The 16,228-nt window shown below is 39.6% G+C and carries 14 protein-coding genes, 1 pseudogene, 1 riboswitch and 1 other annotated feature; of the genes and pseudogenes, 11 read left to right on the top strand and 4 right to left on the bottom strand.

Going from position 1 to position 16,228, the window contains the following annotated elements; all coding sequences use genetic code 11:
• The first annotated feature begins 83 nt into the window (after window positions 1-83).
• Entirely contained in the window at window positions 84-845 is a 762-nt protein-coding gene (locus RCG21_RS27290) for an alpha/beta hydrolase family protein (RefSeq protein WP_133334699.1), read from the top strand.
• 38 nt (window positions 846-883) lie between these two features.
• On the top strand, window positions 884-1,126 hold the full coding sequence (locus RCG21_RS27285) for a DUF2584 domain-containing protein (protein WP_026572121.1): 243 nt from the start codon (window positions 884-886) through the stop codon (window positions 1,124-1,126).
• 198 nt (window positions 1,127-1,324) lie between these two features.
• Here the strand turns inward: RCG21_RS27285 and pckA are convergent, their stop codons facing one another.
• Window positions 1,325-2,908 (bottom strand): phosphoenolpyruvate carboxykinase (ATP), encoded by a 1,584-nt coding sequence (pckA, locus tag RCG21_RS27280; protein WP_133334270.1) that lies wholly within the window; start codon window positions 2,906-2,908, stop codon window positions 1,325-1,327.
• A 274-nt stretch (window positions 2,909-3,182) separates the two neighbouring features.
• Window positions 3,183-3,339, top strand: a riboswitch (SAM riboswitch).
• Between the two features lie 241 nt (window positions 3,340-3,580).
• On the opposite strand from pckA, the gene metK reads away from it, so the two are divergent.
• Complete coding sequence (metK, locus tag RCG21_RS27275) at window positions 3,581-4,780, top strand: methionine adenosyltransferase (RefSeq protein WP_133334271.1); 1,200 nt, start codon at window positions 3,581-3,583, stop codon at window positions 4,778-4,780.
• A gap of 147 nt (window positions 4,781-4,927) precedes the next feature.
• Window positions 4,928-6,826 (top strand): asparagine synthase (glutamine-hydrolyzing), encoded by a 1,899-nt coding sequence (gene asnB, locus RCG21_RS27270; RefSeq protein ID WP_133334272.1) that lies wholly within the window; start codon window positions 4,928-4,930, stop codon window positions 6,824-6,826.
• Between the two features lie 18 nt (window positions 6,827-6,844).
• On the opposite strand, the gene RCG21_RS27265 is transcribed toward asnB, so the two are convergent.
• Window positions 6,845-7,363: a gamma carbonic anhydrase gene (locus tag RCG21_RS27265; protein WP_133334273.1), complete on the bottom strand. Its 519-nt coding sequence runs from the start codon at window positions 7,361-7,363 to the stop codon at window positions 6,845-6,847.
• Between the two features lie 203 nt (window positions 7,364-7,566).
• Between RCG21_RS27265 and RCG21_RS27260 the strand changes: the two genes are divergently transcribed.
• Window positions 7,567-8,370: an alpha/beta hydrolase gene (locus RCG21_RS27260; RefSeq protein WP_133334274.1), complete on the top strand. Its 804-nt coding sequence runs from the start codon at window positions 7,567-7,569 to the stop codon at window positions 8,368-8,370.
• 15 nt (window positions 8,371-8,385) lie between these two features.
• Window positions 8,386-9,476 (top strand): annotated as a pseudogene (tbcS, locus tag RCG21_RS27255) (tetraprenyl-beta-curcumene synthase).
• A gap of 27 nt (window positions 9,477-9,503) precedes the next feature.
• On the opposite strand, the gene mnmM reads toward tbcS, so the two are convergent.
• Both mnmM and mnmL read right to left on the bottom strand, forming a co-directional pair.
• Complete coding sequence (gene mnmM / locus RCG21_RS27250) at window positions 9,504-10,076, bottom strand: tRNA 5-(aminomethyl)-2-thiouridylate-methyltransferase MnmM (RefSeq protein ID WP_308913945.1); 573 nt, start codon at window positions 10,074-10,076, stop codon at window positions 9,504-9,506.
• On the bottom strand, window positions 10,073-11,032 hold the full coding sequence (gene mnmL, locus RCG21_RS27245; RefSeq protein ID WP_133334277.1) for a tRNA modification radical SAM protein MnmL/YtqA: 960 nt from the start codon (window positions 11,030-11,032) through the stop codon (window positions 10,073-10,075). Before mnmL ends, mnmM begins: the two co-directional genes overlap by 4 nt.
• Before the next feature lie 176 nt (window positions 11,033-11,208).
• Here mnmL and RCG21_RS27240 point away from each other — a divergent pair, with 176 nt between their 5' ends.
• From RCG21_RS27240 to RCG21_RS27220, 5 genes are all read left to right on the top strand, one after another.
• Complete coding sequence (locus RCG21_RS27240) at window positions 11,209-11,496, top strand: YtzC family protein (RefSeq protein ID WP_026572130.1); 288 nt, start codon at window positions 11,209-11,211, stop codon at window positions 11,494-11,496.
• 20 nt (window positions 11,497-11,516) lie between these two features.
• Window positions 11,517-11,696, top strand: a complete 180-nt coding sequence (locus tag RCG21_RS27235; protein ID WP_026572131.1) for a hypothetical protein — start codon at window positions 11,517-11,519, stop codon at window positions 11,694-11,696.
• 149 nt (window positions 11,697-11,845) lie between these two features.
• Window positions 11,846-13,027 carry an MDR family MFS transporter gene (locus tag RCG21_RS27230; RefSeq protein ID WP_133334278.1) on the top strand — a complete coding sequence of 394 codons (1,182 nt, stop codon included), beginning with the start codon at window positions 11,846-11,848 and terminating at the stop codon, window positions 13,025-13,027.
• 154 nt (window positions 13,028-13,181) lie between these two features.
• Window positions 13,182-13,399, top strand: a binding site (T-box leader).
• Between the two features lie 40 nt (window positions 13,400-13,439).
• Window positions 13,440-15,857 carry a leucine--tRNA ligase gene (leuS, locus tag RCG21_RS27225; RefSeq protein ID WP_133334279.1) on the top strand — a complete coding sequence of 806 codons (2,418 nt, stop codon included), beginning with the start codon at window positions 13,440-13,442 and terminating at the stop codon, window positions 15,855-15,857.
• Window positions 15,858-15,915: 58 nt separating this feature from the next.
• Complete coding sequence (locus RCG21_RS27220; RefSeq protein WP_133334280.1) at window positions 15,916-16,221, top strand: rhodanese-like domain-containing protein; 306 nt, start codon at window positions 15,916-15,918, stop codon at window positions 16,219-16,221.
• Window positions 16,222-16,228 lie beyond the last annotated feature (7 nt).

Below are 16,228 nucleotides of genomic sequence, written 5' to 3'. Positions count from 1 at the left end.
AAATGTGTGAATGCCCAGTGACAAAATTTTTTAATAAATAGGGAGTGGTTGCGTTGAATGCAGATACAGGAAAAATCATTGAAATGGATCGGTTTCCCTCCCCAAATCCGAATGTTGAGCTGAAGCTTGTTACCTACCTTTCAAATGGATTAAAGGTGAAAGGAATGCTAGCAGAGCCAAAATATGAAAAAACAAATGAAGGATTTTTATATTTACGCGGCGGGATTAAAAATGTTGGAAGAGTTAGACCAGCTAGAATTGCTCAGTTTGCAGCGGAAGGGTTTATTGTTTTTGCACCGTTTTACCGGGGAAATCAGGGTGGAGAAGGGAATGAAGATTTTGCCGGTGAAGACAGGGAGGATGCATTTTCGGCCTTTTTGCTGTTAAAATCCCTTCCAAAGGTTCAGCATATTCATATTTTTGGTTTTTCACGAGGCGGGGTGATGGCGCTCTTAACAGGAATTCAATTTCCAGAGGCAGCATCCCTTGTTACATGGGGAGGGGTAAGTGATATGGCCTTGACCTATATGGAGCGCACTGATTTGCGTAGAATGATGAAAAGAGTGATTGGCGGTACACCTGAAAAATTTCCTGAGCGATATGAGGAACGGACTCCCTTATTTAAAATGGAGGCGTTAAAAGCACCTGTTTTAATTATCCATGGAGTGAATGATCATAATGTTTCGGTTGAACACGCATATCGTCTTGAACGGAGGCTGAAAGCTTTAAACAAGTCTGTAGAGCCCTGGTATTTTGAGTCATACACTCATTACTTTCCTCCGGGGGTAAATCGAAAAATTGTCCAAGATTTAACGAATTGGATGAAAAGGCAAATCAAAAGATGATAGAATGGAAGTAACCAATTAGCAGAGGAGTGGGTCATATGGGCATGCCTCTTGAGTTAAACACGATGATAGTGACAAAAGGAAATGAAAAGCGGGTAGAAGAAAATCTGTTCTATTTAGTAAAAGAAGGATACAGGCTCTATCCAATTGATATTCCGATTGAGGTTCGAAAAACGATACAAAGTGATTCTAATGGAACAGCGGTCATTCGGAAAGTAGAATGGCAGGAGAAAACAACTAAAATTACGTACCAATTAATTTCATTGAATTCAACGAATTAAGCAGGGGTTTTTACACCTGCTTTTTCTTTTATTAAAAAATCAGTTTCGCAGATAAAAGCATGTTTATCGCAGATACATCATCCAGTAACGCAGATAAATGTCCCCTTATCCCAGATAAAAGTGCGTTCACCACAGATAAACCTAAATCAAGATAAAAAAAGAGATGCCATTCATTTGGAATGGCACCCCTTTTTCATATTATGCGATTGGTCCGCCTTTTTCTTCGATATCGCTTGCGGCAGATGAAAACTTTTTGAAGTTTTGACGGAATTGTTCAGCTAATTCTTTTGCTTTCAGTTCATATGCATGTGCGTCAGACCATGTTTTGTTAGGCTGAAGCACCTCGTCTGGAACTCCTGCAATGTGAAGCGGGATATGAAGACCAAAGATTTTATCCTGAACAGTTTCAACATGATTTAATTCACCTTCAAGAGCTGCCTGAACCATTGCTCTTGTATAGGAAAGCTTCATTCTGTTGCCAACGCCATATTCTCCACCAGTCCAGCCTGTGTTTACAAGGAAAACATTTGCACCGTGTTCAAGGATTTTCTCACCAAGCATTTCTGCATAACGTTTTGCAGGCAGCGGCAGGAATGGCGCCCCAAAGCAAGTTGAGAATGTAGCCTGTGGTGAAGTGATTCCACGTTCTGTACCGGCAAGCTTCGATGTATAACCGCTCAAGAAATGGTACATTGCTTGTTCCTTTGTTAATTTAGCGATTGGAGGCAGTACGCCGAATGCATCAGCCGTTAAAAAGACGATTGTATTTGGATGCCCAGCGATGCTTGGCTCAATAATGTTATCAATCGCTTGAATTGGGTAAGCTGCACGTGTATTTTCTGTTAATGTGTTATCATCATAATCAGGAATTCTTGTTTCAGGATTCGTAATGACATTTTCTAACACAGTTCCAAAACGAATGGCATCAAAGATTTGCGGTTCTTTTTCACGAGTAAGACTAATGGTCTTTGCATAGCAGCCGCCTTCAATATTAAAAACTCCATTGGAAGACCAGCCATGTTCATCATCACCAATTAATTTGCGATTTGGATCTGCAGATAGCGTTGTTTTACCTGTTCCAGATAGACCGAAGAATAAAGCGACATCACCTTCTTGGCCAACATTTGCAGAACAGTGCATGGAAAGGATATTGTTTTCAGGTAGTAAATAATTCATGACAGAGAAAATGGACTTTTTCATTTCTCCCGCATATTCTGTACCACCGATTAAGACAGTGCGGCGTTCAAAAGAAATAATAATAAATGTTTCGGATTTTGTCCCATCAACAGCCGGATTTGCTTTAAAATTTGGTGCGGAAATAACGGTAAAGCCCGTTTCGTGTGCTAATAACTCTTCTGCATTAGGACGAATAAATAATTGATGGGCAAATAGGTTATGCCACGCATATTCATTAACCACTTGGATTGGCAGGCGAGATTTTTTATCTGCCCCGGCGAATCCTTTAAAAACAAAGATTTCTTCTTTTGTCTTTAAATAGTCAAGGACTTTATTGTAAAGGTTTGTGAATGCTTCTTCAGAAATAGGCTGATTGTTTCCCCAATCAATTTTATCCTTTGTAGATCCTTCAGCAACAATAAATTTGTCGTGAGGAGAACGTCCAGTATATTTACCAGTTGCTACACTGATAGCACCTGATGAGGTTAAAGTTCCTTCATTACGGCTTAATACTTTCTCTACCAATTGCGGAACGGATAGTTGGATTTGAACATTTTTTTCATCTAATAATTGATTTAATTCATTAGGGATATGAAGAGAATTCATTTGGATGGGACCTTCCTTTTTAGTTTTTTTAGCAGGGACTGCATCTTGATAAAAAGTATAACACATTTAATTTATTAGTCTATACTAATTCGAAAAATAACTAACATTTTATACATTATTCATAAATTAATGCGTTTATTTAGGCAAAATGTTCATTAATATTATTTTTTACAAAAAATAATTTTTTCGCTGATTTTTATTGTTGGTTTATTTTTGAAAAATTGATTGACATCCTTCGACATGGTAGGTTAAGATTTAAAATTGAACGGATACTCTCTTATCCCGAGCTGGTGGAGGGACAGGCCCAATGAAACCCAGCAACCTGCTATTTTCAGGAAAGCAGTCGACAAAAGGATATTCCTTTTTAAACTGGTCATTTTCTAAGCAAAGGTGCTAAACCTGAAGCAAGGCTAGACCTTGAACGATAAGAGTGAAAGGCGCGGAAACAGTATGCTCTTGACCTTTCCTCAAATGGAAAGGTTTTTTGTTTTGGTGCAGTAATCTTTTATTTCTACCCTTGAAAATGTACAATGGGCTTGTTTTTCTCATAAAATGCCCGTATTTATTTCATACTACTAAGGGAATGAGTACCGTATCAGCCCGAGGTTAAATGGAAAAGGTTTAAAAGCCGACACAGATAACCTCATATAATAAATTTAGGAGGAATTCAGATTGTCAACAAAACGTCGTTTGTTTACTTCTGAATCAGTAACCGAAGGTCATCCTGATAAAATCTGTGACCAAATTTCTGATTCCATTTTAGATGCCATTTTAGCAAAGGATGCTAATGCACGTGTTGCAGCTGAAACTTCAGTTACAACCGGATTAGTTCTTGTTGCCGGTGAAATCACCACTTCTACTTATGTGGACATTCCAAAAATCGTTCGTGAAACCATTAAAGGAATTGGTTATAACCGTGCAAAATATGGCTTCGACTCCGAAACCTGTGCGGTATTAACCTCAATTGATGAACAATCACCTGACATTGCAATGGGAGTTGATCAGGCACTTGAAGCACGTGAAGGTCAAATGTCTGATGAACAAATTGAAGCAATTGGTGCAGGAGACCAAGGCTTAATGTTTGGATTTGCTTGTAATGAGACAAAAGAACTTATGCCGCTTCCAATTTCACTTGCTCATAAGCTAGCACGTCGTTTAACTGAAGTTCGTAAAGAGGAGATTCTTCCATACCTTCGTCCAGACGGAAAAACTCAAGTAACAGTGGAATATGATGAAAATGATAAACCAGTTCGGATTGATACCATTGTTATTTCAACCCAGCATCATCCTGAAATTGCTCTTGAGCAAATTCAACGCAATTTAAAGGAATATGTAATTAATCCGGTTGTACCAAAAGAACTAATTGATGAAAATACAAAATACTTCATTAACCCTACTGGCCGTTTCGTTATCGGCGGGCCTCAAGGGGATGCAGGTCTAACTGGCCGTAAAATTATCGTTGATACGTACGGCGGCTATGCTCGTCATGGCGGTGGTGCATTCTCCGGTAAGGATCCTACAAAGGTTGACCGTTCTGCTGCCTATGCAGCGCGTTATGTAGCAAAAAATATCGTTGCTGCAGGACTTGCTGAAAAATGTGAAGTACAGCTTGCATATGCTATTGGTGTAGCAAGACCGGTATCCATTTCTGTAGATACATTTGGTACAGGTAAGGTAAACGAAGAGATTTTGGTTGAATTAGTAAGTAAAAACTTTGATCTTCGACCTGCAGGCATTATCAATATGCTTGACCTTCGCCGCCCAATTTACAAACAAACAGCAGCTTACGGACATTTCGGACGTACAGATGTTGATCTTCCTTGGGAGCGTACAGACAAAGCTGACGCCCTTCGCGAACAAGCAAATCAATAAACATTTTAAGGAAGAGAGTTACACAACCGTGTAACTCTCTTTTTTCGTCACATACATAACCGGTAAGAAGAATAGGATGTTTAAGTCATCCTAAACAGGTGAAAACTGGATAATATCTATATTTTAATATGAAGCAGGTGAGATACGATGTGCGGATTTATTGGCTGTGTCGATGATCAGCCAAGGGTTTATAGGGATGAACAAAAACAGCAATTTAAAACGATGAATGATATCATTACCCATCGTGGACCTGACGATGATGGGTTTTATCATGATGAATATGTTCAATTTGGGTTCCGCCGCTTAAGTATCATTGATATTGAAAGTGGGCAACAGCCATTAACATTTGAAAATGAACGTTATTGGATTATTTTTAATGGTGAAGTATATAACTATATTGAATTACGTGAAGAGCTTTTAATGGAAGGAATTGAATTTACCACAAGTTCTGACACGGAGGTCATTGTCGCTCTTTACAGTCATTTAAAAGAGCAGGCTGTTGAAAAACTTCGTGGTATGTTTGCCTTTATTATTTGGGACAAACAGGAACAGCGGCTTTTTGGAGCACGGGATCCCTTTGGCATTAAACCATTTTTCTATTTTGAAGAGAATGGAAAAACCTTCTTTGCTTCCGAGAAAAAGAGCATTTTGCTTGCACGTAAAAATGAGGTTCTGAATTATAATGCCTTGCAGCACTACTTTACCTATCAATTTGTCCCCGAACCGGAAACCTTATCAGAAGGAATAAAAAAATTAGAACCTGGACATTTTTTTACAAAAAGAATTGGCACTGCGATGGAAATAAAAAGGTACTGGAAAGCGCAGTTTCATCCTATTAACCGATCGGAATTTGATGTGATAAAAGAAATCAGGGATGTACTCACTGAATCGGTAAAAATTCATATGCGCAGTGATGTTCCAGTCGGTTCCTTCCTATCAGGAGGAATTGATTCGTCTATTATTGTCTCATTAGCAAAGGAATTTCACCCGGCGATTAAGACGTTTTCAGTAGGTTTTGAACGAAATGGATTCAGTGAAATTGATGTTGCGAAGGAAACGGCAGATAAACTTGGAGTTGAAAATATTAGTTATGTGATTCCACCTGAGGAATATATGGCTGAACTCCCCAAAATCATGTGGCATATGGATGACCCACTTGCCGACCCGGCATGTGTTCCTCTTTATTTCGTAGCCCGTGAAGCGCGCAAGCATGTGACGGTGGTTCTCTCCGGTGAAGGAGCGGATGAGCTTTTTGGCGGATATAATATATACCGGGAACCGCATTCACTGGAGGTTTTTAATAAAATCCCAAGAGTGGTGAAATTATTTTTAAAATGGATGGCCTCCGTTATGCCGGAAGGTACAAAAGGGAAAAGCTTTATTGAACGCGGGGTAACTCCAATGGAGGAACGCTATATTGGGAATGCCAAAATGTTTACGGAAGAACAGAAGCGGGAGTTGCTGAATGTTTATCAAGAAGGTTTGAATTATACGGAGATTACTAAATCTTTTTATCAAGAATCATTAGGATATGACCCTGTTAACCGCATGCAGTTCATTGATATTCATACATGGCTGCGGGGCGATATCTTATTGAAGGCCGATAAAATGACGATGGCCCATTCTTTAGAGTTGCGTGTTCCCTTTTTAGACAAGTCGGTCTTTGCAGTTGCTTCTCAAATACCTGAAAGTCTGAAAACAGCAAACGGAACGACAAAGTATATTTTAAGAAAAGCTGTAGAGGGAATTGTGCCGGATCATGTGTTAAATCGAAAAAAGCTGGGGTTTCCTGTCCCGATTCGCCACTGGCTGAAGGATGAAATGAATGAATGGGCGAAATCTACCATCCGTGAAAGCGAGACTGATCATCTAATCAATAAAAGCTATTTATTGAAGTTATTGGATGAGCATTGTCAGGGTAAAGGGGATTACAGCCGGAAAATTTGGACCGTGCTTATGTTCATGATCTGGCATCAGGTATATATTGAAGAAAAGTACTCATTTCAGAGGGAGTTTACAAGAGAGCCAGAAGTATTAAAAAACTAAGGGACTTATCATCATCCCTTAGTTTTTTGTTTGCAGTGATTTATAATACTGACCCTTTTCTGCGTATTCCCGAATGATTCTTTCCATGTCTTTAATATCTTCAGCGTTTAATTCGCGAATGACCTTTGCTGGTCTGCCAAATGCCAATGTATTTGGAGGGATTTTTTTACCTTGCGGAACAAGACTGCCAGCACCAATAAATGCACCCTCCCCAATTTCGGCTTGATCTAGAATAATGGAACCCATCCCGATTAATGCCTTTTTTCGAATAATACAACTATGTAAAATGACTTGATGACCAACGGTTACTTCATCTTCTAAAATGAGCGGATTATTTGGACTTTGGTGCAGGACGGAATTGTCCTGTATGTTTACCTTATTACCGATAATGGTAGGTGCTACGTCCCCGCGGATGGATGTGTTAAACCATACCCCTGATTCTTCTCCGATGGTAACATCGCCGGTGATGGTGACATAGTCAGCAATAAATGCTGAATCAGCAATTTGTGGGTATTTATTTTTAAAAGGATAAATCATTCATTTTTTCCCCTTTCTAGGTGATGGTTTTATTTTAACTAAAACGAGGAAGAAATAAAAAGTATTTGAACGTCTCTCATTAAATGCATGTCATTTTTGTAACTTATGTTAAAATAATATAATAATTATGACTAGGGTTCTAATATTTTGTCTATTGTTTCGTTCTAGCACGCAGCGCTTGCGGTTTCTAAGGAGGAAGGAAAATGTGGAAGTGGGAAGCAGAAGGGGAGGCTAAGGCGGTTATTGTGATGGTTCATGGGGCAATGGAACATCATCGCCGCTACGGTTGGCTAATTGAAATGTGGAGAACATCTGGCTTTCATGTCATCATGGCCGATCTTCCCGGTCAAGGCATGACCACTAGAACCCGCAGGGGCCACATTGATTCTTTTGATGAATACATACTAGAAGTGAAGGACTGGGTACAGGCTGCCTATCGCTACAATCTGCCTGTATTTTTACTAGGTCACAGCATGGGCGGTTTAATTTCGATTCGGCTCATGCAGGAGGAGAGAATGAATTTAGCCGGTGTGATTCTTTCTTCCCCTTGCCTTGGCCTTGTCCAAAAGCCATCCAGGTTTTTAGAGTTTCTCTCGTATGGTTTGAATTTTGTTTTCCCTTCCTTTCGAATCAATTCTGGTTTAACGGTGGAAATGGCGACAAGGAATCTGGATGTAAGGGAAGCCGATGTAAATGATACTCTATATGTGACAAAGGTTTCTGTCAGATGGTATCGTGAATTAACGACAGCAATGAAGCTTGGCTTTTTAAATTTGGAAAAAACGCATGATGTACCTATCCTTGTAATGCAGGGTGGGGATGATAAAATTGTCAATAAAAAAGCGGTAAAAGATTGGTTTAACCATGCCCTATTTTCAGAAAAAAGATTTAAGGAATGGCCAAAATTGTACCATGAGATTTTTAACGAGCCAGAGCGGGAAGAGGTTTTTGAATACGCAAAAGACTTTGTTACCAGTCAGTTGAAAGCAATTGGGTATATTGTATAAAAAAGAGGTGGAATGATGAGTTTTTCGATGATGCCAATCAATCTAATGTCAAACGTATACCGTAAAATCATTCCGGCTGTGCACCAAGAATTAGGCTACTGGAAAAAACGCGCAGAAAATATTCCAAATTCGGAGTTGCGAACCCAGGCACTTGCCAGCATTGAGCATAAAACCTTCCATTGTGAAGGTGGTGCAATCCTAGCATTAACTGCCAATAAGCATTATAAAAAAGCCGTTAAATTTATTGTTGCTTATCAAACCATTAGCGATTATTTGGACAATCTTTGTGACCGTAGTACATCCCTTGATCCAAACGATTTTGCCGCACTTCACGAATCCATGACAGATGCACTATCAATTGAAGCAACAAGGAAAAATTATTATCGCCTTCGTGAAGACCAGGATGATGATGATTATTTAAATGATTTGGCTGAAACATGTCGTTCGGTATTAAACGAAATGGGAAATTATGAGTTAATCAAGAAATACCTTCTAGAGCTTTGCAGCTATTATTGTGATCTGCAAATTCACAAGCATGTGGTAAAAGAAGAGCGGGTACCTAGGTTGGAAAATTGGTTTAATCTTTATAAAAGTCAACTTCCAGACATGGAATGGTACGAGTTTTCTGCATGCTCTGGTTCTACACTTGGGATTTTTTGCCTTATTTCCTATGCGATGCGGGAGGATTTCAGGAGAAGGATGGGGAAAATATCCGTAAAGGTTATTTTCCTTATATACAAGGCCTGCATATTTTATTAGATTATTTTATTGATCAAGAGGAAGATATTGAGGGAGGAGATTTAAATTTTTGTTTCTATTATGAAAATCAGGAAAAGCTCTTTAAAAGGTTGAAACACTTTGTTTTAGAAGCTGACCGTCATACAGAATACCTTCCTCACAAGAAATTCCACCAGTTGATTAATCGCGGTTTGTTAGGGATTTATTTATCGGATCGAAAAGTAAGAAAACAAAAGAATGTTCGGAAATTAGCAAAGGAAATCATAAAGACCGGCGGAATCATTAGCTACTTCTTTTTTATAAATGGACTAGCTTATCGTTCTTTTCAAAAATGGGTGCCATCATTTGCTACAAGATTGATAAAGTAAAAAACCAGGCCTTTTCAAACCTGGTTTTTAACGTTTTTCAATCGCCACAATAAATGGCGGATGATTTTGTTGGTTGATAAATTGATACATTAGGACATGAGCAGACTTTTGGTCGAGTGTTTGACAATACTCTAGTACCGCATCACGCTCAAATGCACCTTCAGAATGACCGTGATAAATGACAAGAATAATGATTCCTTCAGGCTCCATTATGTTTAAAAGCTGCTCAACCGCTGCAATAGTCGTTTCAGGTTTTGTGACAACCGTTTTATCGCTGCCTGGTAGATATCCGAGGTTAAAAATTGCTCCTGTTATTTTTCCGCAATCAGCAGCGGGAATTTTTTGTTTAATTTTCTCGTGTCCTTCATGAAAAAGTGTTACCCGTTCGTGCATGTTATGCTCGGACAGCCGTTCTTTACTTGCTTCTATGGCTTCTTCTTGAATATCAAAACCATATACTTTACCATTTTCGCCGACAAGCTCCGCTAAAAATAGGCTATCGTGTCCGTTCCCAAGTGTTGCATCAACAGCAATATCACCAGGTTTTACAGCTTTGGCTAGTAACTGTTTTGCAAAAGGAAGAATCCGCTCTAATTTCATTGGATATTCCCCTTTTGAAAAAATTTCCCCTGCCAGCTGTTTCTTCTTTTTAGCTCAGCATTAATTGCATTCAAAACTTCCCATTTATTTACACTCCACATTGGTCCAACCATTAAGTCAATTGGTCCATCACCGGTAATGCGATGGACAATCATTTCGGGTGGTAAAATTTCTAATTGGTCACATACTAGGCTTACATAGTTTTCTTGGGAAAGAAACTCTAGCATACCTTTTTCATATTGTTTTACCATTGGTGTCCCTTTTAAAAGGTGAAGTAAATGGATTTTAATCCCTTGAACATCTAATTTTGCGACCTCACGAGCAGTCTCCATCATCATTTCATTCGTTTCAAGCGGCAGGCCGTTAATTATATGAGAGCAAATGCGAATCCCATGTTTTCGTAACTTGTTAACTCCCTCAACATAGCATCGAAAATCATGAGCGCGGTTAATTAACATGGCTGTCCGCTCATGAACAGTCTGTAAACCAAGCTCGACCCAAAGATAAGTTCTTTCATTTAATTCAGCCAGATATTCCACCACATCATCTGGAAGACAGTCCGGGCGGGTGGCAATCGACAGGCCCACAACGCCTTCCTGTTTGAGTACTGCTTCATATTTCTCACGAAGGACCCCAACAGGTGCATGGGTATTTGTGAACGCTTGGAAATAGGCCAGATATTTTCCGTCTTTCCATTTTGTATGCATTTTTTCTTTTATTTCAAGAAATTGGGTTTCTAATGTCTCGGAACGGTTTCCGGCGAAGTCCCCGGAACCTGAAGCGCTGCAAAAGGTACAGCCTCCATGAGCCACCGTACCGTCACGGTTTGGGCAATCGAATCCGCCATCTAATGCCACTTTAAAAACCTTGTGGCCGAAATGGTGGCGAAGATGATAATTCCACGTATGGTAACGTTTATCATCTAATGCATATGGAAAAGGTTTCGTTTCAATCATTCGAAAACCTCCTTATTAAAAAATTTTATAAAGAAGCACATAAAGTAAATTTTATCATGAAGTATAGGCTTATCCAAATGGATTTTATTTGCTGTTATAGGAAAAGAAATCGAGAACAAAATAAGGATTGAAGCGGTGCGCTTCAGGGTTTACAGCAATAGGAAAGGGGTTCTAAGATGGCTACTCGTGATTCAATGAGTCATTTAATTCAGCAATGTGAGGATGCTATTCGATTTGCCCAGGATCAATATCGGGAAGGCAGCCTTCAACAACATTATAATAACGATGATTATACGAATGCCCTACAAGGACTAGAACAAACTTATCAGGATGTTTGTAAAATGGCACAATTTGCAAATGGACAACAAAGGGAGCAGCTGCACAGAATGAGACTACAGCTGCAACAGATTCAAAATACAATGATTTTACAGGGGCCTTATCAAAATACACAAATTCTTGAGTAACCAATGAGGAGGAAACTTTGGTGAAAAAACGGTCGAAACAGCAAAATCCGGAACAAAAAACAAGGAATGGCATCAATAATAACGATTTAGAGTTAGGTCAGGATGTTGATTTAGTAAAACAGGCAAAAAAGAAATATGAAGAGACAGGCGGTCAACCAGTAAAATCGAAATTTCATCAAGAAAAGGAACAATCTTCTTAATAAGTTGTTAACCCTCAACATATTGTTGGGGGTTTTTTATATTTGATTTTTCAGTCGAAATAAGGCAATGAAAAAGGATTGCGCGTTAGGTAAAAGTACACTACACTTATGTAGGGTTTCGAAATATTTATATGTAAAGGGGAATTTTCATGCCGCGTGCATTATGGCTGTTAATTATTGGGATGGCAGTGAATTCAACTGGCTCTTCTTTTTTATGGCCTTTAAATACAATCTATATTCATGATCATCTAGGAAAAAGTTTATCAATGGCTGGGGTTGTTCTTATGTTAAACTCTGGTGCAAGTGTTATTGGTAACCTAATTGGCGGTAGTTTTTTTGATAAGTATGGGGGTTATAAATCAATTTTATCAGGTATTGGGGTTTCATTGTTTGCCATCATCGGCCTTTCGATTTGGCATGGCTGGCCGGAATACGTGATTTTTTTAACCATCATTGGACTTGGAACTGGCATTATCTTTCCTTCGATGTACGCTATGGCAGGTTCTGTATGGATTGAGGGTGGTCGAAAAGCTTTTAATGCTGTGTATGTTGCCCAAAACCTGGGTGTAGCAGTAGGGGCTGCTCTATGCGGAATTGTTGCTGATTATTCTATGCAATTAATTTTTCTAGCAAATGCTGTTATGTATATCATATTTTTCTTCATTGCCGTTTTTGGCTATAGGAATATTACTGTGAGTACCGTAAAACAAATGAAAAAGCAAGAAGAACATATTCAGGTAAAAAACAAAAGGAATTTAAAATCATTACTTATCCTATGTTCTGGTTACTTGCTATGCTGGGTAGCCTATGTTCAATGGACAACAACGATTGCTTCATATACGCAGGAAATCCATATTTCATTATCACAATATAGTTTATTATGGACGATAAATGGTGCACTCATCGTTCTTGGCCAGCCAGTTTTAAATAGTGTTTTAAAACGCTGGGTTACTTCGTTAAAGGTACAGATGGTGACAGGAATCATCATTTTTATTATTTCATTTGTCGTAGCTGGTAATTCAAATGCTTTTTTGGGGTTTCTAATGGGGATGATTATTTTAACAATTGGGGAAATGTTTATTTGGCCCGCGGTCCCAACAGTTGCTTTTGCCTTATCACCTAAGGGTCGTGAAGGATTCTACCAAGGAATTGTCAATAGCACTGCCACCGGCGGCAGGATGCTCGGTCCGCTATTAGGCGGAATAATCGTCGATCTATACAGCATGTCCACTTTATTTACAGTATTAATCGCATTATTTTTGGTGGCTATCGTCACAACCCTAATCTATGACCGCGCAACGGTGACAGGCACCGTTCGTGGACAAATCTGAGGATTTGTCCGTATGGAATGGACAAAGTGGTTTTTTTAACCTCTTTGTCTATTTTTATGTTTAAAAGAGAAGGAATGCGGCAATTCTGAATTTAGGCTTTTGTTATCTTGCAAATTGCCGGGAAATTTTATACAATATCCGTATATCTTTATATTGAAAGACATGGATTAGGAATAGTAATGGTTCCTGCCCGTTTAGAGAGTTGACGGCTGGTGAAAGTCAATCGGGTACATCATGAACTCGCCTAGGAGTTGCAGGCACGAAAGAATAGTAATGTTTGCCGTTTACCGCGTTAAGGATAATGAAGCGAGTGTTTTAACACTAATGTGGGTGGTACCGCGGGAAGATACATACAATCCTCTCGTCCCTGTTTAGGGATGAGAGTTTTTTTATTTTTAAGGAGGAAAATCTTATGAGTTTCGACCATCAACAAATCGAAAAGAAGTGGCAAAAGAAGTGGGAAGAAGAGAAAACATTCAAAACAAGCGAAGAGTATGATAAACGAAAATTCTATGCGCTTGATATGTTTCCATATCCTTCCGGTGCCGGACTTCATGTCGGACACCCTGAAGGCTATACAGCAACAGATATTCTTTCACGTACGAAACGGATGCAGGGCTATAATGTTCTTCACCCAATGGGCTGGGATGCCTTTGGTTTACCTGCAGAACAATATGCGTTGGATACCGGAAATGACCCGGCAGAATTCACCGAACACAATATTAACACGTTCCGCAGACAAATTAAATCACTAGGTTTTTCTTACGATTGGGACCGTGAAGTAAACACAACTGATCCTGAATATTATAAATGGACCCAGTGGATTTTCTTGAAACTATGGGAAAAGGGTCTTGCTTATATTGATGAAGTGGCGGTTAACTGGTGTCCGGCACTTGGAACCGTATTAGCAAATGAAGAAGTCATCGATGGAAAAAGCGAACGTGGAGGACATCCGGTAGAACGCCGTCCAATGAAGCAATGGATGTTGAAAATTACTGCCTATGCTGACCGTTTGCTTGAAGACCTTGAAGAACTTGATTGGCCGGAAAGTCTGAAAGAAATGCAGCGCAATTGGATTGGCCGCTCTGAAGGTGCTGAAGTCACCTTCCAAATCGATGGACATGATGAAACCTTCACTGTATTCACAACCAGACCCGATACACTATATGGAGCAACCTATGCAGTACTTGCCCCTGAACATACTTTTGTTGAAAAAATTACAACCGCTGAGCAACGTTCAGCAGTGGATGCTTATTTAGATAAAGTAAAAACCAAAAGTGATCTTGAGCGGACAGATCTTGCAAAAGAGAAAACAGGCGTATTTACAGGTGCTTATGCCATAAATCCAGTAAATGGTGAAAAAATGCCGATTTGGATTGCTGATTATGTATTAGTAAGCTATGGAACTGGTGCAATTATGGCGGTTCCGGCACACGATGAACGCGACTACGAATTCGCTAAACAATTCGACCTGCCTATTAAGCAAGTAGTTGCTGGCGGTGATATTGAAAAAGAAGCGTACACAGGTGACGGGGAACATATTAACTCTGAATTCTTAAATGGTTTAGATAAAACAGAAGCAATTCAAAAGATGATTGCTTGGCTTGAAGAAAAAGGAATTGGCACTAAGAAAGTAACCTTCCGTTTACGTGACTGGTTATTCAGCCGCCAACGTTACTGGGGTGAACCAATTCCAATTATCCATTGGGAAGATGGCGCAATGACCGCTGTGCCGGAAGAAGAACTTCCGTTAATGCTACCAAAAACAACGGAAATACGACCTTCTGGAACAGGTGAATCACCACTTGCTAATATCGATGACTGGGTAAATGTGGTTGATCCAGAAACTGGTAAAAAAGGCCGTCGTGAAACCAATACGATGCCGCAATGGGCAGGCAGCTGCTGGTATTATTTACGCTATATTGATCCAAAAAATAATCAGGCACTTGCTGCTGAAGAAAAATTAAAGCATTGGCTTCCAGTTGATACCTATATTGGCGGAGCAGAGCATGCGGTGCTTCACTTACTTTACGCTCGTTTTTGGCATAAGTTTTTATATGATATTGGTGTTGTGCCAACGAAGGAACCATTCCAAAAGCTATTTAATCAAGGAATGATTTTAGGCGAAAATAATGAAAAAATGAGTAAATCTAAAGGAAATGTCGTCAATCCGGATGATATCGTGGATAGCCATGGTGCTGATACGCTCCGCTTATATGAAATGTTCATGGGACCTCTTGATGCCTCAATTGCATGGTCAACGAATGGCCTTGACGGTTCACGACGCTTCCTAGACCGGATTTGGCGTTTATTAGTGGAAGAGAATGGCGAGGTAAATCCGAAGATCCAGCCAAACGAGGAAGCCGCTAATTTGGAAAAAATTTATCATCAAACTGTAAAAAAAGTTACAGAGGATTATGAAGGTTTACGTTTTAATACGGCTATTTCACAAATGATGGTATTTATCAATGAAGCATATAAATCAACGGTCCTTCCAAAGGATTATATGGAGGGCTTTGTGAAATTACTTTCACCAGTCTGCCCGCATATTGCAGAAGAGCTTTGGGAAAAGTTAGGCCACAGTGGTACAATTTCCTATGAAACATGGCCAGCATATGATGAGGCAAAGCTTGTCGATGAAGAAGTTGAAATTGTCATCCAAGTAAATGGCAAAGTGAAAACAAAGCTAAAGGTACCAACAGATGCGAGTAAAGAAGCGTTAGAAGGTATCGCCATGGACGATGACCGGGTGAAGGAACAAATCGAAGGAAAAACTATTCGCAAGGTCATAACGGTTCCGGGTAAGCTAGTCAATATCGTGGCAAACTAATACAATTGAACATCCTCCAGCAAAAAGCTGGAGGATGCTTTCTGAAAGGATGGTTAATATGGAGGAAATTCAAATTATTACTCCGGAAGAATTAAAGTCGAAGCTTGAGCAAGGGGAAAAGCTGGAGCTTGTTGACGTAAGGGAAGATGAAGAGGTTGCTGAGGGAATGATTCCGGGTGCAAAGCATATCCGGATGGGAGATATCCCGGTCAACCTTGATTATTTCGATAAGGATAAAGAATATATCTTCATATGCCGCTCAAGCCGCCGTAGTGAAAATGTCTGCTACTACCTGCAGGAACAAGGCTATAAAGTTCGCAATATGATTGGCGGCATGATGAACTGGACAGGTGAAACCAAATAAACGATTC

The sequence above is a fragment of the Bacillus salipaludis genome (genome assembly GCF_030938565.1).
GTDB lineage: Bacteria > Bacillota > Bacilli > Bacillales > Cytobacillaceae > Neobacillus > Neobacillus salipaludis_A.
This window is presented reverse-complemented; position numbering and strand designations above follow the sequence as displayed.

Excerpts from the sequence above, each read along its gene's own strand:
- RCG21_RS27290 (WP_133334699.1), top strand. The coding sequence starts at position 84 with ATGGATCGGTTTCCCTCCCCAAATCCGAATGTTGAGCTGAAGCTTGTT.
- RCG21_RS27285 (WP_026572121.1), top strand. The coding sequence starts at position 884 with ATGGGCATGCCTCTTGAGTTAAACACGATGATAGTGACAAAAGGAAAT.
- pckA (WP_133334270.1), bottom strand. The coding sequence starts at position 2,908 with ATGAATTCTCTTCATATCCCTAATGAATTAAATCAATTATTAGATGAA.
- asnB (WP_133334272.1), top strand. The coding sequence starts at position 4,928 with ATGTGCGGATTTATTGGCTGTGTCGATGATCAGCCAAGGGTTTATAGG.
- RCG21_RS27265 (WP_133334273.1), bottom strand. The coding sequence starts at position 7,363 with ATGATTTATCCTTTTAAAAATAAATACCCACAAATTGCTGATTCAGCA.
- RCG21_RS27260 (WP_133334274.1), top strand. The coding sequence starts at position 7,567 with ATGTGGAAGTGGGAAGCAGAAGGGGAGGCTAAGGCGGTTATTGTGATG.
- mnmM (WP_308913945.1), bottom strand. The coding sequence starts at position 10,076 with ATGAAATTAGAGCGGATTCTTCCTTTTGCAAAACAGTTACTAGCCAAA.
- mnmL (WP_133334277.1), bottom strand. The coding sequence starts at position 11,032 with ATGATTGAAACGAAACCTTTTCCATATGCATTAGATGATAAACGTTAC.
- RCG21_RS27240 (WP_026572130.1), top strand. The coding sequence starts at position 11,209 with ATGGCTACTCGTGATTCAATGAGTCATTTAATTCAGCAATGTGAGGAT.
- RCG21_RS27230 (WP_133334278.1), top strand. The coding sequence starts at position 11,846 with ATGCCGCGTGCATTATGGCTGTTAATTATTGGGATGGCAGTGAATTCA.
- leuS (WP_133334279.1), top strand. The coding sequence starts at position 13,440 with ATGAGTTTCGACCATCAACAAATCGAAAAGAAGTGGCAAAAGAAGTGG.
- RCG21_RS27220 (WP_133334280.1), top strand. The coding sequence starts at position 15,916 with ATGGAGGAAATTCAAATTATTACTCCGGAAGAATTAAAGTCGAAGCTT.